General features: G+C 67.6%; 18 protein-coding genes and 1 other RNA gene. 6 read left to right on the forward strand and 13 right to left on the reverse strand.

Going from position 1 to position 18,316, the window contains the following annotated elements; genetic code table 11:
* Nucleotides 1-200 precede the first annotated feature (200 nt).
* Nucleotides 201-614, forward strand: a complete 414-nt coding sequence (locus tag F2Q65_RS02615) for a nuclear transport factor 2 family protein (RefSeq protein WP_150090108.1) — start codon at nt 201-203, stop codon at nt 612-614.
* A 265-nt stretch (nt 615-879) separates the two neighbouring features.
* Here the strand turns inward: F2Q65_RS02615 and F2Q65_RS02620 are convergent, their stop codons facing one another.
* Both F2Q65_RS02620 and F2Q65_RS19600 read right to left on the reverse strand, forming a co-directional pair.
* Nucleotides 880-1,566, reverse strand: coding sequence for a substrate-binding domain-containing protein (locus F2Q65_RS02620; protein ID WP_211353934.1), 687 nt, complete (start codon nt 1,564-1,566; stop codon nt 880-882).
* Nucleotides 1,567-1,572: 6 nt separating this feature from the next.
* The gene (locus tag F2Q65_RS19600) at nt 1,573-1,794 is read right to left on the reverse strand and encodes a hypothetical protein (RefSeq protein ID WP_211353926.1); all 222 of its coding nucleotides are present in this window, start codon (nt 1,792-1,794) and stop codon (nt 1,573-1,575) included.
* Between the two features lie 221 nt (nt 1,795-2,015).
* Here F2Q65_RS19600 and F2Q65_RS02625 point away from each other — a divergent pair, with 221 nt between their 5' ends.
* From F2Q65_RS02625 to F2Q65_RS02635, 3 genes are read left to right on the forward strand one after another with little or no spacing between them, the layout of a single operon-like run.
* Nucleotides 2,016-3,098, forward strand: coding sequence for an ABC transporter ATP-binding protein (locus F2Q65_RS02625; protein ID WP_150090110.1), 1,083 nt, complete (start codon nt 2,016-2,018; stop codon nt 3,096-3,098).
* The gene (locus tag F2Q65_RS02630) at nt 3,091-3,975 is read left to right on the forward strand and encodes an ABC transporter permease (protein WP_150090112.1); all 885 of its coding nucleotides are present in this window, start codon (nt 3,091-3,093) and stop codon (nt 3,973-3,975) included. Before F2Q65_RS02625 ends, F2Q65_RS02630 begins: the two co-directional genes overlap by 8 nt.
* 2 nt (nt 3,976-3,977) lie before the next feature.
* Complete coding sequence (locus F2Q65_RS02635; RefSeq protein ID WP_150090114.1) at nt 3,978-5,831, forward strand: extracellular solute-binding protein; 1,854 nt, start codon at nt 3,978-3,980, stop codon at nt 5,829-5,831.
* A gap of 84 nt (nt 5,832-5,915) precedes the next feature.
* On the opposite strand, the gene rpiA is transcribed toward F2Q65_RS02635, so the two are convergent.
* Complete coding sequence (rpiA, locus tag F2Q65_RS02640; RefSeq protein WP_150090115.1) at nt 5,916-6,572, reverse strand: ribose-5-phosphate isomerase RpiA; 657 nt, start codon at nt 6,570-6,572, stop codon at nt 5,916-5,918.
* A gap of 106 nt (nt 6,573-6,678) precedes the next feature.
* Here rpiA and ilvA point away from each other — a divergent pair, with 106 nt between their 5' ends.
* The gene (gene ilvA, locus F2Q65_RS02645) at nt 6,679-8,256 is read left to right on the forward strand and encodes a threonine ammonia-lyase, biosynthetic (protein ID WP_150090117.1); all 1,578 of its coding nucleotides are present in this window, start codon (nt 6,679-6,681) and stop codon (nt 8,254-8,256) included.
* Here ilvA and F2Q65_RS02650 read toward each other — a convergent pair.
* The 4 genes from F2Q65_RS02650 to F2Q65_RS02665 all read right to left on the reverse strand — a co-directional run bounded on the left by F2Q65_RS02650 (nt 8,213) and on the right by F2Q65_RS02665 (nt 9,624).
* Nucleotides 8,213-8,851 (reverse strand): 5-formyltetrahydrofolate cyclo-ligase, encoded by a 639-nt coding sequence (locus F2Q65_RS02650; protein ID WP_150090119.1) that lies wholly within the window; start codon nt 8,849-8,851, stop codon nt 8,213-8,215. The two genes, ilvA and F2Q65_RS02650, sit on opposite strands and share 44 nt — an antisense overlap.
* Nucleotides 8,852-8,880: 29 nt before the next feature.
* A non-coding RNA gene (gene ssrS, locus F2Q65_RS02655) (6S RNA) lies at nt 8,881-9,065 on the reverse strand.
* A 14-nt stretch (nt 9,066-9,079) separates the two neighbouring features.
* Nucleotides 9,080-9,418, reverse strand: coding sequence for a cell division protein ZapA (locus tag F2Q65_RS02660; protein WP_150090121.1), 339 nt, complete (start codon nt 9,416-9,418; stop codon nt 9,080-9,082).
* Nucleotides 9,415-9,624, reverse strand: a complete 210-nt coding sequence (locus tag F2Q65_RS02665; RefSeq protein WP_150090123.1) for a TIGR02449 family protein — start codon at nt 9,622-9,624, stop codon at nt 9,415-9,417. The genes F2Q65_RS02660 and F2Q65_RS02665 overlap by 4 nt, the downstream gene beginning before the upstream one ends.
* A 303-nt stretch (nt 9,625-9,927) precedes the next feature.
* Here F2Q65_RS02665 and F2Q65_RS02670 point away from each other — a divergent pair, with 303 nt between their 5' ends.
* Nucleotides 9,928-10,359: a rhodanese-like domain-containing protein gene (locus F2Q65_RS02670; protein WP_150090125.1), complete on the forward strand. Its 432-nt coding sequence runs from the start codon at nt 9,928-9,930 to the stop codon at nt 10,357-10,359.
* Here the strand turns inward: F2Q65_RS02670 and F2Q65_RS02675 are convergent.
* From F2Q65_RS02675 to F2Q65_RS02700, 6 genes are all read right to left on the reverse strand, one after another.
* Entirely contained in the window at nt 10,341-11,459 is a 1,119-nt protein-coding gene (locus tag F2Q65_RS02675; RefSeq protein ID WP_150090127.1) for a mandelate racemase/muconate lactonizing enzyme family protein, read from the reverse strand. The two genes, F2Q65_RS02670 and F2Q65_RS02675, sit on opposite strands and share 19 nt — an antisense overlap.
* The gene (menA, locus tag F2Q65_RS02680) at nt 11,456-12,406 is read right to left on the reverse strand and encodes a 1,4-dihydroxy-2-naphthoate octaprenyltransferase (RefSeq protein WP_211353927.1); all 951 of its coding nucleotides are present in this window, start codon (nt 12,404-12,406) and stop codon (nt 11,456-11,458) included. Before menA ends, F2Q65_RS02675 begins: the two co-directional genes overlap by 4 nt.
* 10 nt (nt 12,407-12,416) lie before the next feature.
* Complete coding sequence (gene menB, locus F2Q65_RS02685; protein WP_150090128.1) at nt 12,417-13,268, reverse strand: 1,4-dihydroxy-2-naphthoyl-CoA synthase; 852 nt, start codon at nt 13,266-13,268, stop codon at nt 12,417-12,419.
* A 443-nt stretch (nt 13,269-13,711) separates the two neighbouring features.
* Nucleotides 13,712-15,574, reverse strand: coding sequence for a 2-succinyl-5-enolpyruvyl-6-hydroxy-3-cyclohexene-1-carboxylic-acid synthase (gene menD, locus F2Q65_RS02690; protein WP_246155931.1), 1,863 nt, complete (start codon nt 15,572-15,574; stop codon nt 13,712-13,714).
* A 10-nt stretch (nt 15,575-15,584) separates the two neighbouring features.
* Nucleotides 15,585-17,054 carry an isochorismate synthase gene (locus F2Q65_RS02695; RefSeq protein WP_150090132.1) on the reverse strand — a complete coding sequence of 490 codons (1,470 nt, stop codon included), beginning with the start codon at nt 17,052-17,054 and terminating at the stop codon, nt 15,585-15,587.
* A gap of 60 nt (nt 17,055-17,114) precedes the next feature.
* Entirely contained in the window at nt 17,115-18,164 is a 1,050-nt protein-coding gene (locus tag F2Q65_RS02700) for an alpha/beta fold hydrolase (protein WP_150090134.1), read from the reverse strand.
* Nucleotides 18,165-18,316: the final 152 nt, after the last annotated feature.

Here is an 18,316-nt window from a genome sequence, read left to right on the forward strand (position 1 = left end):
TTCTTCGGTTGGCGACATCGAAGCGGCGGAGGGAGACACGTCATTTGGCGACATACCGGCAACGCATCCAAGACCCAGGTCATGCAGGATATGATCTCTGCAGCTAATCTGTATGTTGCGCATAGCTGTAATGAGGGCCTCCCCTGCCGGGGCTGGCTCGACGCCGAGTAGTCACAATTCCATTCCGTTGGAGGCACCCTATGAGCACGTGTAGTGAACAGGTTCTGAGCACCGTCCAGGACTTTCTCGATCGTTACGCGAAACAGGATCTCGAAGGCTGTCTCGCGCTCTTTAGCTCGACCAAGCCGATCCTGGTCTTCGGCACCAATGCCGACGAGGTTGTCAGCGGGATCGAGCCGTTGCGTGCCAACCTGGTGAAGGATTTTTCCAACCTATCCAACATCCGCTGGGGTGAACGGCGCAAGCTCCATGTGGAGTGCGAGGGCGACCTGGCGAGTCTGCTGATCGAACTGCCGATCAGTTACGAGTCGGACGGAGCGGAGAACCGGGCGCTGTTTCGCTACGCCCTGACGCTGAACCGCGAGGGGGGCGAGTGGAAGATTCGGGCCGGCATGGCCAGCGTGCCGTTCGCGCCCGAGACCTACAGCTTCTGAGCGCAGTGCGGGGTCCGCAGACGAGAGGCGGCCTTTTTGGCTGCAATTTCAAATTTGCCGCTTTGCCGCGGCTCGATTAACCACAGAGTCGCAGAGAACGCAAAGCGCCCGCAGAGAGGCTTATGAAAACTCTGGCTGTCCTCTGCGTTCTCCGCGCCTCTGCGGTTTGAATTTGGAATTGCTGCCTTTTTGACTGCCACCTGACGGAATTGCCTCTGGCGACGTTACCCTGCCGTTACTCCGTGTGCCGCTGTTCGGTGTGCCGCTACTCAGTGTGATAACTGTCGAGATTCTCCCGGGTGATGTGGGCGATGCCCGTATCGATCACCGCGGGAAGCGGGCGCCCAAGGCGCGCCATCCACAATCCCATGACCGCCCAGCTGCCCTGCAGATGCGGCTTGGTCGAGGCCGACGAATCCACCACGCCCTCGCGAATCAGCTCCAGCAGCGGATCGAGATCGTCGATACCGACGCTGTGGATCTTGCCCGCGCGACCGGCCTCGGCGATCGCCCGTCCGATGCCGACGGGCCCCGAGGCGTTGCAGGAGACGAACCCGTCGAGGTCCGGATGGGCCTTTAGGATCGTCTCGGCCTGGGACTGCGCCAGCGCGATGTCGTCCTGGTCGATCCCCTCGGCGACGATCTCGATGCCGGGATACCTGGCGAAGACCGCCTTGTGCGCCTCGTAGCGCAGACGATGATTCGGCGCGGTCGGAACCCCTTGCATGATGGCCACCTTGCCTTTGCCGCCCATCAGTTCCACCAGCCGCTCCGCGGCCAGGGTTGCCTGCGCGCGAAAGTCGTTGCCGATGCTCAGAATGCCGAGATCCGATGGCGCGACGGAATCGAAGGCCACCACGGGAATGCCGGCCGCGACCGCCGCGACCATGAGTGGACGATTGAGCTCCGGGTCGAGCAGGTCCAGCGCGATGCCGTCCGGACGGCTGGCGATGGCCTCCTAGAGGATGCGGTTCTGTTCCGCCACATCCGCGGAGGTCGGCGGATGGTAATCGATCTCGAACTGCTCGCCGGTGCGTGCCTCCAGGAAGCGGACCTGCTCCATGGCACCGTCCTGCACCTTGTCGTACCAGGGATGTACGACCTTTGGAATCAGCACAAACCGGTACTGAGCGGCTGACTCCGTGCCCTGCTCGCCATGGGCGACCAGTGCCCAGGCCATTGTTGAAACGATCAAAAGCGTTCAAAGAATCATTCGGCCTCCAAAATAGGGTCGAGGGGCGTTGCGCCTGGCCTTTCGGTCTTTCCGGGGCGGGTGGAGCGACGCGCTGGCCAACGATGACAGTTGAATTTTCAACTCTCTACAAACCGAAGACAGCGGTATCATGCGCGACGGCTGAGTCGGCTCCCGCTTCGGCCACGATCCACCAGGATTGATTGCACATGCTAGCGCTCAATGCCATTTCCAAGCGGTATGGCGACGTCTCGGTCGTCGAGCCTCTCGACCTCGTGATCGACGAGGGCGAGTTCTTCTGTATCCTCGGATCGAGCGGATGCGGAAAGACCACATTGCTGCGCATGATCGCCGGTTTCGATCGGCCGACGGCAGGCAGGATCATGCTAGATGGGGTCGACATCACCGACGTTCCGCCGAATCACCGCGACGTGAACACGGTGTTTCAGAACTATGCCTTGTTTCCGCATTACAGGGTGTACGACAACGTGGCCTACGGGCTGAAGGTGCGGAAGACGCCGGAGGCGGAGATCCGCGACCGGGTGGCGGCCGCACTGGAGCTGGTTGGTCTGTCTGGTTTTGAAAGGCGCATGCCAGCCCAGCTGTCAGGCGGGCAGCAGCAGCGCGTCGCGCTGGCGCGGGCCCTGATCAACCGTCCGCGACTGCTGCTGCTCGATGAGCCCCTGTCCGCCCTGGATCGCAAGACCGGTGAGCAGATGCGCCAGGAACTGGCCGATCTGCAGGCGCGCAGCGGCATCACCTTCGTCTTCGTCACGCACAATCAGGCCGAGGCGCTGTCCATGGCCAGCCGCGTCGCGGTCATGAACCGCGGAGTCTTCGAGCAGTGCTCCACGCCCTTTGAGCTCTATCAGCGACCCCAGACCCGGTTCGTCGGCGACTTCGTCGGCTCGATGAACTTTTTCCAGGGCGTCGTGACCGAGGTCTCGCCCGACCGGCTCGGCGTCGAGGTCCTCGGACAAAGCCGCATCGAGCGCCGCGGGGCGAGCGACCTTGCTCCCGGAGACACGGTCGTCTTCGGCCTGAGGCCCGAGCAGTTGCGGGTCAGTCTGCTCGCGCCGAAGGACTACGAGAACGGATTCTTCGGCCAGATCGAGCGAACGCTGTTTCTCGGGGAGGCGACGCAGCTGTCCGTACGCCTAAAGAGCGGGGAGCGGATCGACGTAAAGGTGCCGAATTACCTGATGCTCGAAGACAAGGTCATGGGCCTGGAGCAGAACGAGGACGTGTGGGTCGTCTGGAGCAAGGGCTCCGGGGTCGTGCTCCATGCCTGAGCACCGTCAAGCGCTGCTCGGCGGACGCGCCGAGATCTCCATCCTGACGCTGCCGCCCTTCGTGTGGCTGCTAGTCTTTTTCCTGGTTCCGGTCCTGATCCTGGCAGCACTGAGTTTTTCACCGGCCGGCATGACGGTGGAGGTCTTTCGCACGCCGAGCCTGGAGCACTATCGCCAGTCGCTGGATCCGTTTTATCTCGGCATCCTCCTGCGCTCGATCGGCTATGCCGCATCGGCCACCCTGATCACGCTGCTGATCGCGTTTCCGGCGGCCTATTTCATCGCCAGCTCGCCGCCGCGCCGGCAGGTCTGGCTGCTGTTTCTGGTGTTCCTGCCGCTCTGGACCAATCTGCTCGTGCGCCTGTACTCGTTCAAGATCATCCTGGGTGACAACGGGCTCGTCAATCAGCTGCTGCAGGCGCTGTCCATCGTCGGCGAGCCGTTGAGCCTGATCTACACGCCCTTGGCCGTGGTCGTCGGCTTTGTCTACTGGAATCTCCCCTACATGATCCCGCCGATCTATGCGGCGCTCGAGCGCATGAACCCCTCGCTGCTGGAGGCGTCCATGGACCTGGGGGCGAGCCGCGCGCAGACCTTTCGGCATGTCATCGTTCCCGCCTCCCTGCCGGGCGTGACGACGGGGGTCATCCTCTGCTTCGTGCCGACCCTGGGCTCCTTCATCGTGCCGGACATCCTCGGCGGTCCGGAGTCGATGATGGTCGGCAATGTCATCGCGGCGCAATTTGGCCAGGGGCTGAACTGGCCCTTCGGCAGTGCCCTGGCAACGCTGCTCACGCTGCTCGTGACAGTGGGCGTGACCCTTTACATCCGCTACGGCGAGCCCGGCAGCACCGCGGCGCGCGAGGCTCGAGCATAGCCATGTCCGCGCAACTTGGGCGCAGGAACGATCTCGGCCTTGGGCAGGGGCTGGCGTTGAAGCTGCTGACGGCCTTCTGCATGCTGCTGCTACTGGCGCCCCTGGTCGTGCTGGTCGTCTACGCCTTCAACGATTCCCGGCAGGTGACCGTCTGGCAGGGCTTCAGTCTGAAGTGGTTCGCGGTGACGCTGCAAGACCGCGAGATCTGGTTCGCGTTTCGCAACTCGCTCATCATCGGCGGGCTGAACGCCGTCCTGGCGACCATCCTCGGCACCATGGCGGCGCTGGCCATCGCGCGCCATCGCTTCGCGGGCCGGCAGGGCTTCCTGAACCTGCTGCATTATCCGGTGCTGCTCCCGGAGATCATCATCGGTATCGCCCTGCTGGTGCTGTTCGTGTTGCTGGATGTCCCGCGCGGCTTCGGCACGGTGGTGGCCGGGCATGTGACCTTCAGCTTCCCGCTGGTCGCGCTGCTGGTGCTGGCCCGGGTGGGGGCCATGTCGCGCACCCTGGAGGAGGCCAGTCTGGACCTCGGGGCATCGCGCTGGCAGACCTACAGGTTCGTGATCCTGCCCGCCCTGGCGCCGGCGATCGTCTCCGGCGTGCTGTTCTGTTTCACCTTGAGTCTCGATGATTTCGTCATCACGCTGTTTACCGCCAGTCCGGATGTGACCACGCTGCCGCTCAAGGTCTACTCGATGGTGAAGTTCGGGCTGACGCCGGTCATCAACGTGATCTCGGTGCTGCTGATCCTCTTCACGCTCACGGTCTTGCTGGCGATTCACTGGCTGCAAAAGGAAGGGCCGCATCAGCGCTGGGGCATCCGGCTGGCCGGCGTGATGGTCGCCGCCTTGGCGGTGCTCATGGCCACCTCCATCGTCGCCGAGCGCCGGCAAGAGACCCTCGTCATCGCCAACTGGGCGGACTATATCGACCCGGAGCTGCTGCGGGAGTTCGAGTCGAGCACCGGCGTGCGCGTGATCATGACCCACTTTTCCAGCGATGAGGAGATGTTGGCCAAGGTCTCCTTCGGCAGGCCCGGGATCGATCTCGCCATGGCCACGCCCGTGAGCATGGAGATCCTGCGGAAAAGCGGCCTGATCGTACCCTTCGACGGCGAGCGGATACCCAATCTGCGTTACATCGACGAAGACTTCCGCCATCTCGGGAGCGATCCGACGGGGACCTATTCCGTGCCCTATGCCTATGGCCTGAACGGGATCCTCTACAACACCAGGATGGTGGAAGGGCCGATCACAAGCTGGTGGGCCATGTGGGACGAGCGCTATGCGGGCAGGCTGATCATGCTCAACGACATGATGGAGGCCTTCTGGCTGGCCCATCACCTGCTTGGCTATCGGTTGCAGGACCAGCGGCTCGACCATCTGGACGAGGCCTATGCCCTGCTGAAGAAACAACGGCCGCTGCTGCGGAAGTACGAGTCCGACCTGGTCAACGACATGCTCCTGAGCCATGAGGCGGTCATGGCCCAGGCGTGGAACGGACAGGCCCACAAGCTTTCGAGCGAACACCCCGAATACCGCTTCGTGGTGCCCGAAGAGGGGGCGAGCCTGTTTATCGATAGTCTGGTGCTCCTGGCATCGGCGCCGAACCCCGACGCGGCCCATCGCTTCATCGACTTCCTGCTCGCGCCCGAGCGGTCCAGCCAGAACATGGAGGCGATCCTCTACCCGATGCCGAACGCGACCGCGCGCGCGCTGCTGCCCCCGGAGATCCGCGATGACACCACCATCTTTCCGGCCGGGGTGGACGGCAAGCGGCTCAACATCATGTCGGACCCGGGCGACTTCCGGCGGCAGATACAGGGCCGCTGGGAGCGGCTGCTGGCGGAGTGAGCTCGGTTCGAGAGCTGGATACCCGCAAACCTGACCCAGCGCCCGGGTCAGGGGCAATGGTCAGGATCGATGGACGCCCCCGACTCAGGCCGTCACCGTCCTCGGCCCCGTGGCGGACCCCAGGATCAGCACATCGGCCGGACGCAGGGCGAAGATGCCCACGGTGACGACGCCGGCCAGGTTGTTGATCTGCTGCTCCAGCGCGACGGGCTCCGTGATCTGCAGTCCCTGCACATCCAGGATCACATTGCCGTTGTCGGTGACGAAGCCTTCGCGCCACACGGGCGTGCCGCCCAGCTTGACCAGCTCGCGGGCCACATGGCTGCGAGCCATGGGAATGACCTCCACCGGCAGCGGAAAGGCCCCGAGCACGTCCACCAGCTTGCTCTCGTCGGCGATGCAGACAAAGCGCTCGCTGGCGCCGGCGACGATCTTCTCTCGCGTCAACGCGCCGCCGCCGCCCTTGATCAGCTGCAGCCGGTGGTTGGACTCATCCGCGCCGTCCACGTACAGCGCCAGCTCGCCGGCGGCGTTCAGATCCATGACCGGGATGCCGTGGGCCTTCATGCGCTCGGTGGAGACCTCCGAGCTGGACACCGCGCCGTCGATGCGCCCCTTGATGGTGGCGAGAAAGTCGATGAAATGGTTCACCGTCGATCCGGTGCCGACGCCGACAACGCCGCCCTCGACGTAGCTCAACGCGGCCTCGGCGGCCTGTTTCTTCAGCGCATCCTGGTCCATGACAAGTCCTCGTGTGTGTTTGTTCTGGTCGCCGCAATGATAGCAAAGGCCGGATGCGGCGATCTGGCGTATGCTGTCTGGCGGCATAGTCGGCAGAACGAGAACCATGACCCAGTCCTACATCCCCCGCATCCTCAAGGCCCGCGTCTACGACGTTGCTGTCGAGTCACCGCTGACGCAGGCCAAGTCCCTGTCACAACGGCTCCGCAATCAGGTGTTCCTGAAGCGCGAAGACCTGCAGCCTGTGTTCTCGTTCAAGCTGCGGGGGGCCTACAACAAGCTGCGCCATCTGAGCCCGGAGGCCCTGGCCCGCGGCGTCATCGCCGCCTCCGCCGGCAACCACGCCCAGGGCGTCTCCATGGGCGCCTCCCGGCTCGGGGTCGAGGCCATCATCGTGATGCCGCGCACGACCCCGGGCATCAAGGTCGATGCCGTGCGCGCCTGGGGCGCCAAGGCGGTGCTGCATGGCGACTCTTTCGACGAGGCCTACGCCCATGCGCTGGAACTGGCCGAGCAGCGCCAACTAACCTTCATCCATCCCTTCGATGACCCCTATGTCATCGCCGGTCAGGGCACCATTGGCATGGAGATCCTGCGCCAGCACCAGGACCCGCCGGAGGCCATCTTCGTGCCCGTGGGCGGGGGTGGGCTCATCGCCGGTATCGCAGCCTACGTGAAATACCTGCGGCCCGAGGTCAAGGTCATCGGCGTGGAGCCGGAGGACGCGCCGACGCTGCATGCCGCCCTGGCCGCCGGCGAGCGCGTGGTACTGTCCGAGGTGGGCCTGTTCGCCGACGGCGTGGCGGTGCGGCAGATCGGCGAGGAGACCTTCCGCATCGCCCGCGAGACCGTTGATGAGGTGGTGCTGGTCAGCACCGACGAGATCTGCGCCGCCATCAAGGACATCTACGACGACACCAGGGGCATCGCCGAGCCCGCCGGCGCCCTGTCCGTCGCCGGGCTCAAGCGCTGGGTGGAGCAGCACGGGGTCGAGAACCGGCACCTGATCGCCATCGAGAGCGGCGCCAACATCAACTTCGGCCGGCTGCGTCATGTGGCGGAGCGGGCCGAACTCGGCGAGCGCCGCGAGGCCCTGTTCGCCGTGGGCATTCCGGAGCGCCCCGGCAGCTTCCTGTCGTTCTGCCGCGCCCTGGGCAAGCGCCAGATCACCGAGTTCAACTACCGCTACGCCGACGACCAGAACGCGCATGTCTTCGTCGGCGTCGAGACTGGCGGCCGTCCCGCCGAACGGCTGGAACTGCTGGAGCGCCTGCAGCACAAGGGCTTCTCGGTGCTGGACATGAGCGACAACGAGACCGCCAAGCTGCACATCCGCTTCATGGTGGGCGGCCGCGCCGTGGGCGTCGATAACGAGCGCCTGATCCGCTTCGAGTTTCCCGAGCGCCCGGGGGCCTTGCTGAAGTTCCTGTCCGGTCTCGGCCGGCGCTGGAACATCAGCCTGTTCCACTACCGCAACCATGGCGCCGCCTACGGCCGCGTGCTGATGGGTGTGCAGGTGCCGGAGCCGGAGCTGGCGGATTTCCGGCAACTGCTGACCGACCTCGGTTACCCCTTCTGGGACGAGAGCGACAACCCGGCCTATCGGCTGTTCGCCGGTGGTCTCGGTGATCGCCCGGCGGTCACTGCCGCCGAGACGATTGCACATGGAGGCGCGTCTCGGTGACGACGGCGTCCAGCGGGATGTCCCAGGGGCGCGGTTCGAGCTGCTCGACCCGCTGGCATTCGTGGGCCAGGCCGATCAGCAGCGGCCGCCGCCAGTGGCGGCGGTGGGGCAGAAAGCCGAGGCTGCGGTCGTAATAGCCTGCCCCCATGCCGATGCGGTTGCAGTCTGCATCGAACCCCACCAGCGGCATCAGGATGAGGTCCATGGCCTGGGGGCCACGCAGATGACGACCCCGACGGGTCGGTTCCGGGATGCCGTAGCGATTCAGCCGCAGCCTGTCGTCGGCCCGGTAACGGGCAAACCACAATCGGCCGCGGGCATGCGGCCGCAACACCGGCAGGTACCAGCGACGCCGCTGGCCCGCGGCCTGCGCCAGCAGGGACAGGGGATCGAGTTCGCCGTCGCCGGGCCAGTACAGGGCGATGCGGCGCGCGCCGCGAAACCAGGGCGAGCGACACAGCAGTGACACCGCCGCCGCAGCGTGGGCGCGCTGCTGACGCGGGGACAGGGCCCGTCGCGCGCGACGCAGGTCGCGTCTCAGCTGATTCAGCGGACGGTCGAATTGCACCGCCGGATGGGGCTGTTGCCCGGACATGGCTAGCGGGAACGGAGAAGAAGAGGGAGACATTCCCCGCCTGTGGCGGTGCGGACCTTTGTTCTTGAACCAGGCGGTTCAAGTGGGGACACTTGTTCGGGCTTCAGGCTTTCCGCTCGGGGCGGACATGCGCAACGGCCTTCACGCTGCATCCCCGGGGTACGGATTAGGCTCAAGAAAATACCCAGGCCGCTGCCGAACACCGCAGGGAATGTCTTGCAATGCAGGCTATACCGATTCGTCCCGCGCGTCTACCCCGGATTCCCCTGCCCCTCGCGAGGCGCCAGCCAGGGCATCCGTGAGCCGTCCCTGCAGCCGCGCGAGCCGCCGCTCATCCACCGGCGAATCCCCGCCCGACTGCTGCTGCAGCTCGTAGACCAGATTCAGCGACGCGATCACCGCGATCCGCTCGGCGCCGATCACGCGGCCGTTCTGCCGGACCTGGCGCATGCGCTGGTCGAGCAGATGCGCTGCGTCGATCAGCCCGTGCTGTTCTGCAGTGGAACAGGCGATCCGGTATTCCTTGTCGAGGATCTGCACCGTCACCGCCGTCTTGTCGTCCGTCATAGCTCCTCCTCCATCGACTTGAGGCGGGTCACCATGGCTTCCACCTTGCTTCGGGCCAGGTCGGTCTTGCCCGCCAGGTCGGCCCGCTGGGCGAGCAGTTGCTCCTGGCTGGCCCGCAGCGAGGCATTTTCCTGCCGAAGTTGGTCGCACAGGCGAATCAGCGCATCCACCTGGTGCTCGAATGCGTCGTAGTCGAATGCAGTCATCGTGTTGAAAGGCACCAAAAAAATGTTGAGAAACTATAGAAGGGCATCACCTCGGGGTCAATCATGCCCAATACCAATCCGTTGCTGGCCAACTACCCGCTCCCTACTCACTTGCGGGGCAGGACGCCCCGCCATTGTCAGCGGCCTAAGCCGCTGACAATGAAGAAACCTGGAGACCGCGTTTTCAGGTTTTGTGCTGATTTTTGGCCAGGAGGCCAATAAATCAGCGTCTAATTGGTGATCAGCCAGCCGACATTCTGTTCGTATCGGATAACGTCAGCGCATTCAGCAAGGACCCCTTCCATGAAAGCAGTCTCCGGCACCGCGCTCGTCTTGACCCTGGTCCTCCTGAGCCCGCTGCCCGCGGTGGCCTCCGACGACGCCATCGAGGCCATGCAGGACTATCTGGACTTCGCCAATTACGACGCCGGCATCATCACGCCCGAACAGCTCTCTGAAGATGTGTTTCGAAGCGTGCATTTCGTCGATACGCGGGATGCCGACCAGTTCGGCGCCGGCACCATCCCGGGGGCGGTCAACATCGAGTGGCGCCAGATCCTGCAGCGCCGCGACGAACTCCCAACCGAGCGCAAGGTCGTGCTGTTCTGCAACACCGGCAGCCTGTCCGCCCAGGCCACCTTCGCGCTGCGGGTCAGCGGCATGGATAACGCACTGGTGCTGCAGACCGGCCTGAACGGCTGGCGGGAGCGCGCTGCCTACATGCCCGCCAACTGATCCCCCGCCGGCCGCTCTGCCGAATCGTCCGCCTGCCATCGACCCGGGCGAAAGCCGCTGCCGGCGCTGTCCGGCAGGCGGACATGCCCCCGCGAGATCGCCGGCGCGGGCCCGAGGTCCGTCGCCAGCCAGTCCGCCGTGGCCAGCCCGTGGGCCAACGGGCTGCCGGTGGCGGCGGCCAGCTGAGCCGTGGCCCAGAGTCCGGCGGCGGATTCCACGATGCTGGTGAGCACCACCTCCCGAGCGCTCGCCCGGGCCGCCCTGGCCAGCCGCAGGGCCGGACGCAGGCCGCCGATGACTGCGGGCTTGAGCACCAGCCGCCGCACCGGGATGCTGTCGGCATCCATGGGACGGGGCCGGTCGGCGAGGGATTCATCCAGCGCCAGCGAGAACGCGGCCTGCGCCTGCAGGGCGGCGAGCGCGGCGTCCGTCGGCTCGGCCAGGGGCTCCTCCAGCGCGTCCACCGGCAGCCCGTTCAGGCCGGCGACGACCGCGGCGGCGGTGTCGCCATCCCAGGCGCCGTTGGCGTCAAGCCGCAGGGTCACGCCCTCCGGCAGCCAATCTGCCGCCCGCCGCAGGCGCTCCAGTTCCTGTCCGTGGGGCGCGACACCCAGCTTGAGCTTCAGCACCTGCCAGCCCCGCGTGGCCACGGCATCGGCGGCCTGTTGCGGGGTCAGGGTCGCGGCTGCACCCAGCACCCCGTTGACGGCGATGCAATCGAGCGCATCGCCGGCGAGCAAGCGGCGCAGCGGCTGTCCGCCCAGGCGCGCCTGCAGGTCCAGCAGCGCGGTCTCGACGCCGCAATCCGCCGCCGGCGCCGGTGAACGACGGGGTTGAGCCAGCAGATCGAGCAGCGCGGCCGGCGCATTGCCGCCGGCCAGGCCGTCCGCCACCGCGAGCCAGTGGGCCAGTTGCCGTTGCGCCGCAGTCGCATCCTCGGTGCCCGCTGCGGGCAGCGGTGCGCAATCGCCGTAACCGGTCACGCCGTCAAGGCTCGCGCTGATCAGCCAGCCCTGGCGCGTGGTCAGCCTGCCCCGGGCGCTATGCCACGGGCGTCGCAGCGGCAGCCGATAGGGCGTGATCGCCAGGCCCAGGCTCACCCGTGACCGAACAGGGCGTTCACCAAGGCGCTCATCAGCAGGCCGATGCCGTACAGCAGCACCAGCCAGACCTGGTACTGGGCGGTCTTGCCGAGCACCGGGTTCAGCGCCGTGCCCTGGGTGCCGCTGAACAGGCTGCGGATCAGCGACCAGGCCAGGGGCAGCGCCAGCAGCACCGGCCAGCTGAAGCCCGGCAGACCGCCGAACAGGATCAGCACCACAGGCAGCAGCAGCATCCCGGCGTACAGATAGCGGGCCGCGGGGCGGCCGAGCACATGGCACAGGGTGCGTCGGCCGGCGACGCGGTCGGTGTCGAAGTCGCGGTAGTTGTTCACGGTCAGCACCGCGGCGGCGGGCATGCCCAGGGCGATGCCCAGGGTGATGGCGCCGGCGGACAGGCTCAGGGTCTGCAGATAGTAGGTGCCGGCCACGGCAGCGATGCCGAAGAAGGCGAGCACGAACGTCTCGCCCAGTGGCCCGTAGGCAATGGGCCTGGGCCCGCTGGTATAGGCGTAGCCGGCGGCGATGGCGGTCAGCCCCAGCAGCAGGATGGGCAGGCCGCCGCGCAGCACCAGCAGCAGGCCGAGCACGAAGCTGGCCAGAAAGGCCGCATGGGCGGCGCGTCGGACCTGGGCAGGCGTGAACCAGCCCTGGGCGGAGGCGCGCGGCGGCCCCAGCCGGTCGGCGGTGTCCGTGCCGCGCTCGAAGTCCACCGCGTCGTTGTGCAGATTGGTGCCCACCTGGATGCCGGCGGCCGCCAGCAGCGTGCCCAGGGCGGTGAAGAACGCCAGCTGGCCGCTGTCGGCAACGGCCAGCATCACCCCCGCCAGCACCGGCGCGACTGCCAGCAACAGGGTCCTGGGTCGTCCCGCCTGGACCCAGCGGGCGATCCGGCCGGACGGGCTGGCGGGCGGCGAGCGATCGCCGACGGGTTCGGAATTGCCCATGAGCATGTCTCTAGGGCCGCCGGCGGAATCGGTCGAAGTCCGGCTGGCGCTTCTGCAGGAAGGCGTCGCGGCCCTCTTGCGCCTCGTCGGTGGTGTAGAACAGGCCGGTGGCGTTGCCGGCCAGCTCCTGGATGCCGGCGAGTCCATCGGTGTCGGCGTTGAAGCTGGCCTTGAGGATGCGCAGCGCCGTGGGCGACAGCCGCAGCATCTGCCGACACCAGTCCACCGTGGTCGCCTCCAGCTCCGCCAGGGGCACGACGGTGTTCACCAGCCCCATGGCCAGCGCCTCCGAGGCATCGTACTGGCGGCACAGGAACCAGATCTCCTTTGCCTTCTTCACGCCGACGGTGCGCGCCATCAGGCCGGCGCCGAAGCCGGCGTCGAAGCTGCCCACCCGCGGGCCGGTCTGACCGAAGCGGGCGTTGTCCGCGGCAATGGTCAGGTCGCACACCAGATGCAGCACATGGCCGCCGCCGATGGCATAGCCCGCCACCATGGCCACCACCGGCTTGGGCAGGGTGCGGATCTGGCGTTGTAGTTCGAGCACATTCAGATGCTCGGTGCCGGCCTGGTCGCGGTAGCCCTCGTGGCCGCGAATGCGCTGGTCACCGCCGGAGCAGAAGGCCAGATCACCGGCGCCGGTCAGGATGATCACGCCCACCGCCGGGTCCATGTGCGCGCGATGGAAGGCATCGATCAGCTCGTTCACCGTTTCCGGCCGAAAGGCATTGCGCACCTCGGGTCGGTTGATGGTGATCCGGGCAATGCCCTCGGCCTGCTGATACAGGATGTCGGCATAATCCACATCCGCCGCGGATTGCCATTGGACGGGAGTGGCGCTGGAAGACGCGTCGCTGGGCACGGTTACCTCGATGAGCTTAGCCTTGGGACGCAGTAGTTTAACGCAAATTAAGGCACCAGCCGCCAGCCGCCAGCCGCGGGTTCAGAGCCATGGCCTTATCAGCCACGTCATTCCGGCAGGATGCCGGAATCCAGTGCCAGGGAGGGGGCGTCGGCGGTGTCCAAAGGGTCGGAGGCAGACACGCGCCTGCCCTCCCTGGCATGGGTCCCGGCTTCCCGGCCGGGACGACACACCAACCAATGGTTGTGTAGGGCTGGTGGGTTGGGTAGCCGCGGTCGGGGGTCTCGATCGCACGGATGCGATCGTGAAGCCTCCAAGGATGGATTCACGGCGTCCCCCGACCGCGGCTACCCGATCCAACAGCCCGCCAGTCTGCGCCAGCCGCCAACCGCAGGTTCAGAGCCATCGCCTTTGCTGTGACGCTGCGGTTCAGCGTCTTTGGCTCAGCGGCAGACATCCTGCGTCAGCGCAGCGCTGGCAACGCGCCCCCAGTAGGTCTGGTGAACGTGCCGGCTCAGGTCGGCATCGATGCGGATCTCCACCAGCGCAGCCGTGGCATCACCCAGGGCCTGGTCGAGCTGGTCCGCATTCTGCACCAGCCGATGGCGGAGCCCGAAGGGCGCACACAGCGCCTTGAGATCGACCTCCATGGGCGTGCGCCACAGACGCTCGAAGTCCGGCAGGCCATGCTGCGGCAGGTAGTCGAAGATGCGCCCACCGCCGTTGTTGATGACCAGGATCGGGCGCCGCAGCCGCGAGGCCTGGAGCAGGCCGCTCAAGTCGTGCAGCAGCGACAGGTCGCCGAGCAGCGCCCAGGTCGGCGGGCCGCCGCAGTCGAGTCCCGCCAGGGTCGACAACTGGCCGTCGATACCGCTGACCCCGCGATTGCCGTGCAGGTGCAGCGCATCGGCGCGGATGCCGGACCAGCAGTCGATCTGCCGTATGGGCATCGAGTTGGCGCACAGCAAGGCCTCCCCCGCCGGAATCTGCGCCAGCAGCGCGCGGATGATGTGGCCCTCGCACCAGGGGGCATGTGCCAGCTGCTCCTTGGCGATGGCGGCCACGCGCTGATCGGCCGCCCGCCAGCGCTGTAGCCAGTCGCAGGGCGTGCCAGTCGGAGCGGTGTCCGGGCCGGTGTCTGGCGCGCTGTGCGGGGCCCTCTCCGCCAGGCCGCGGCAGAACCGGGTCGGCTCGACGCACAGCCGCCGGATCACGTCATGGCTCGGGTCCGACCAGCCGCCGGCGGCATCCACCAGCAGCGCCGGAATGCCCTGCAGCCACTGGCCCAGCCGCTTGGACACCGGCGCCCGGCCGAAACGCAGCACCCAGTCCGGGCGCAGCCCGTCCGCCGCCGCGTCATTGCGCAGCAGGGCGTCGTAGTGGCTGATGACCTCGGTCGCCTGCGGGCCGAAGCGCAGCCCGCTCAGTGGGTCCGCCAGCAACGGCAGGCCCAGCCGCGCGGCGCAGCGGGCCAGGGCGTCGGGGAAGTCGGCGTCGAATCGCCCCGGCCCGCAGACGATGAGGCCCCGCCCCGGCGGCAGTCGCAGCAGTGCCGGCTCCAATGCCGACACCGAGCCCGGCACCGAGCCTGGCTCCGGCCTTTTGCGTAGCCATGTATCCGGGCCTGGGTTCGGGCCTGGATCTGCCCCGGCATTCTGCGGCAGGGTGCCTGCCGGCCCCGGGGCGGTTGTCCAGGCGGCGTAGGATGGAGACGGCGGACAGTCGCCGCGCGGCACCAGGGGCTCGTCGAACGGCAGGTTGACATGCACCGGCCCCGGATGCGGCCCCAGGCTGATACTGCCGGCGCGCAGTCCCAGCGCGCGCAGGGCCTTGTGCGCATCGGCATCATCAAGTGGCAGGCCGGGGTCGTGGCACTCGCGGACGAAGGCGCCGAACAGCCGCGTCTGGTCGATGGTCTGATTCGCGCCCCAGTGGCGCAAAAGCGGTGGCCGGTCGGCGCTGAGCAGGACCAGCGGGATGCCGGCCTCGTGGGCCTCGATCACGGCGGGATACCAGTGGCTCGGTGCGCTGCCGGAGGTGGCCAGCACCGCCACCGGCCGACCCGTTGCCCGGGCCACGCCGAGGGCGAAAAAGGCGGCGCTGCGCTCGTCGACAATGGGCACCAGGCGCAACTGCGGCTGCCGCTGGGCGGCGATCACCAATGGCGTCGAGCGCGACCCCGGCGACAGCACCAGGGTGTCCATACCGGCGGTCGCGAGGCCGTCCAGCAGGGCAGCGCTCCAGCGCAGGTTGCGGCAACCGATGTCGTCGGCCGTGCCGGCGGGCCTGTGGGTGTGCTGAGTCACGTCGACTGGCTCACGCGTACTGCAGGGCGCTGAGCATGGCGGTGAGCTTGGCCTCGGTCTCGTCCCACTCCGCGGCGGCATCCGAGCCGGCGACAATGCCGCAGCCGGCATAGAGCTCGGCGCGATTGGCGCAGATGCGCGCGCAGCGCAGCAGCACCCACAGCTCGCCGCTGAGGTCGGGTTCGATCAGCCCGGCGGCACCGGTGTACCAGCCGCGATCGAAGGGTTCGCCCACCCGCAGCCACTCCTGCGCGCTGGCCCTGGGCTGGCCGTTGGTGGCCGGCGTCGGATGCAGCCGCTCGGCCAGGCGGAACAGGTCGCTGCCGGGCCGTGCGCGGGCCTCGATTGGGCTCCACAGGTGCTGGGCGTTGCTGAGCTGCATCACCTGCGGCGACGCCGGCGAGCGGATATCGTCGCAGCAGCCGCTCAGGGCCTCGCGGATGGCGTCGATGACGAAGCGATGCTCGCGCAGGTTCTTCTCGCTGTGCAGCAGTGCCCGGGCCAGCGCCTGATCGTCCTCGGCGGTCTGGGCCCGCGGCGCGGTGCCGGCGATGGCGTCCACCGCCACCTGGCCGCCGCCCTGGTGCATGCCCTGGCCCACGGTCTGGCTCAGCAGGCGCTCCGGCGTCGCCGCCACGAAGCTCTTGCCGTGGCGCCGCAGGTTGATGATCTGGCACGACGGGAACAGGCAGCCCAGGGCGGCCAACAGCCGGCCGACGTCCAGATGACGCGGGCCGCTGATGTCCAGCCGGCGCGACAGCACCACCTTGTCCAGGCCGCCGCGGCGGATCTCCGCCAGGGCATCGGCCACCATGGTCGCCCAGCCGGCGCGGTTCGGCTCGGCAAACTCGCGCGTCAGCGGTGCCGGCATCAGGGGCCCGTCGATGGGGCCGTAGAGCTGCGGCACCAGGCGGTCCAGGGCGGCGTGCCAGCGGGCGGTGAGCTCCGCGCGCGCCACCGGCAGCGTGGCGGACAGCACCAGGGCTGCCTCGCCGTCGCGACTGCGCAGGCCGATCTCGGGTACCCACAGGATGGCGTTCGGCAGATGGTCCTCGATCTGCGGCACGGCGTCCGGGCTGGCGGCGAAGCCGAGCATGGCGAAGGCGTCGAAGCCGGTCTCGTCGGGGTCCTCGCGCCGCCACCGCCGGCGCAGCATGCGGGCGATGTCGCCCAGCCGCCGCAGCCGCTGCGGCCCGGCCGCCTCCCATTCCGCCGCATGGCCGTAGCCGGCGCTGAGGGTGCCGCGCTGGGCATGGGCAAACTGGAACTGGGCGCCGTCGAGCTGCGGCGCATGGGTCGGTCGGCGCGGCAGCGCCAGCACCAGCGACAGCAGCGGCCGCACCGCCGGATCGCCGTCGGTGGGGCAAACCGGTTGCGGTGCCGGCTCCGGCGTCGGCTCGACATCGGTTGGCGGCAGGCGGTCGAGCGCCTCGTCCAGCCGCGCCTTCAGGTACTGCAGGGTATCGATGGGGGCCAGCATGGTCAGGCGTAGGGGTGCTCCGGGCCAATCATCGGGGCGTGCGTGATGTCAGGCGCAGCTTCACTGGTCGGATGCGGCCGCCGCGCCCTGCCAGAAGGCATCGATGGCGGCGATGCACTGGGTCGGGCGCTCCCACTGGGGGATGCCCAGGGTCGGCTCCACGCGCACGGCCTGCCAGTTGTCGCGCCGGTTCAGCACCTCAGGCAGGCGGTCGAAGGTGACGTTGGCGTCGCGGTCATACAGCACCAGCACCGGCAGGTCGAGCCGGTCGTAGATCATCTCAACGGCGTTGCGCGTGAACAGCTGCCCCGCCAGGAAGCAGTAGGGCGCGTGCCGGGCGCCGGGCTGGTGCGAGGTGGCGTAGGCGTAGTCCACCAGTTCCTGCGGCGGCTCGCCGACATAGCTCTGGCGCAGGAAGTAGCGGATGCTGGGGCGCTTGGTCAGCAGTCGGTAGAGTCCCTGGCCGAGTCCGGGCAGCGTGAACACGCGATGCATGCGGTCGCCGACGCGGCCGGACGGCAGTCGGCGTTTGCTGAAGCCGGTGGGGGAGAGCAGTGTGAGGGTGCGGAACTGCTCAGGCGCGGCCAGCGCGGCGCGGCCGGCGAACTCGGAGCTGAGGGAGAAGGCGATGACGTCCGCCGGCTGCTGGACGATCTCGCTCAGGAAGGCGTTGATGGCGTCGGCGTAGAGTTCCGGCGTGTACTTGCGGTCGCTGCGATCGGAGAAGCCGAAGCCGGGCAGTTCCGGCGCGTAGACCCGGCGCGTGTTGCGGTAGTGCTCGAACAGCGGCTTCATCTCGAACGCGCTGGGGGCGGCGTTGATGCTGTGGATCAGCACCAGCGGCCGGCCGTCTTCCGGGCCGTCGACATAGTAGCTGATGTCCTTCTGGTGCGCGGGCGCGAAGCGCTTGCGTGGCGCGTCGACGGCCGGCGGCAGTTCCAGCAGGCTGGCGCCCGCGGCAACGCCGGAAATGACTCCAGCGAGGGTGCTGGACAGGGCCGGCAACGGCACTGACCATGCCGGACCTTCGCCAAGGTCCCTGCGCTGGCCGTTGCCCAGACCGGTGCGGATGTCGAACGACGGTGACGTGACGGCGGCGTGCTGGTGCATCTGGATGTCCTCAGTAACGGCTGATGGCAGGTCGGCGGAGTCCCGGATCTCGTCCGGGCGATGGCCGGCGATGGTGATCCTGCGGTCGGTGGTGCCGGTCGGTCAGTTCAGGGTTCGGCCGACCAGCTGACTTGCCGGTGAACCGGATTGAC

Origin of the sequence: Thiohalocapsa marina (assembly GCF_008632335.1) — a bacterium.
GTDB lineage: Bacteria > Pseudomonadota > Gammaproteobacteria > Chromatiales > Chromatiaceae > Thiohalocapsa > Thiohalocapsa marina.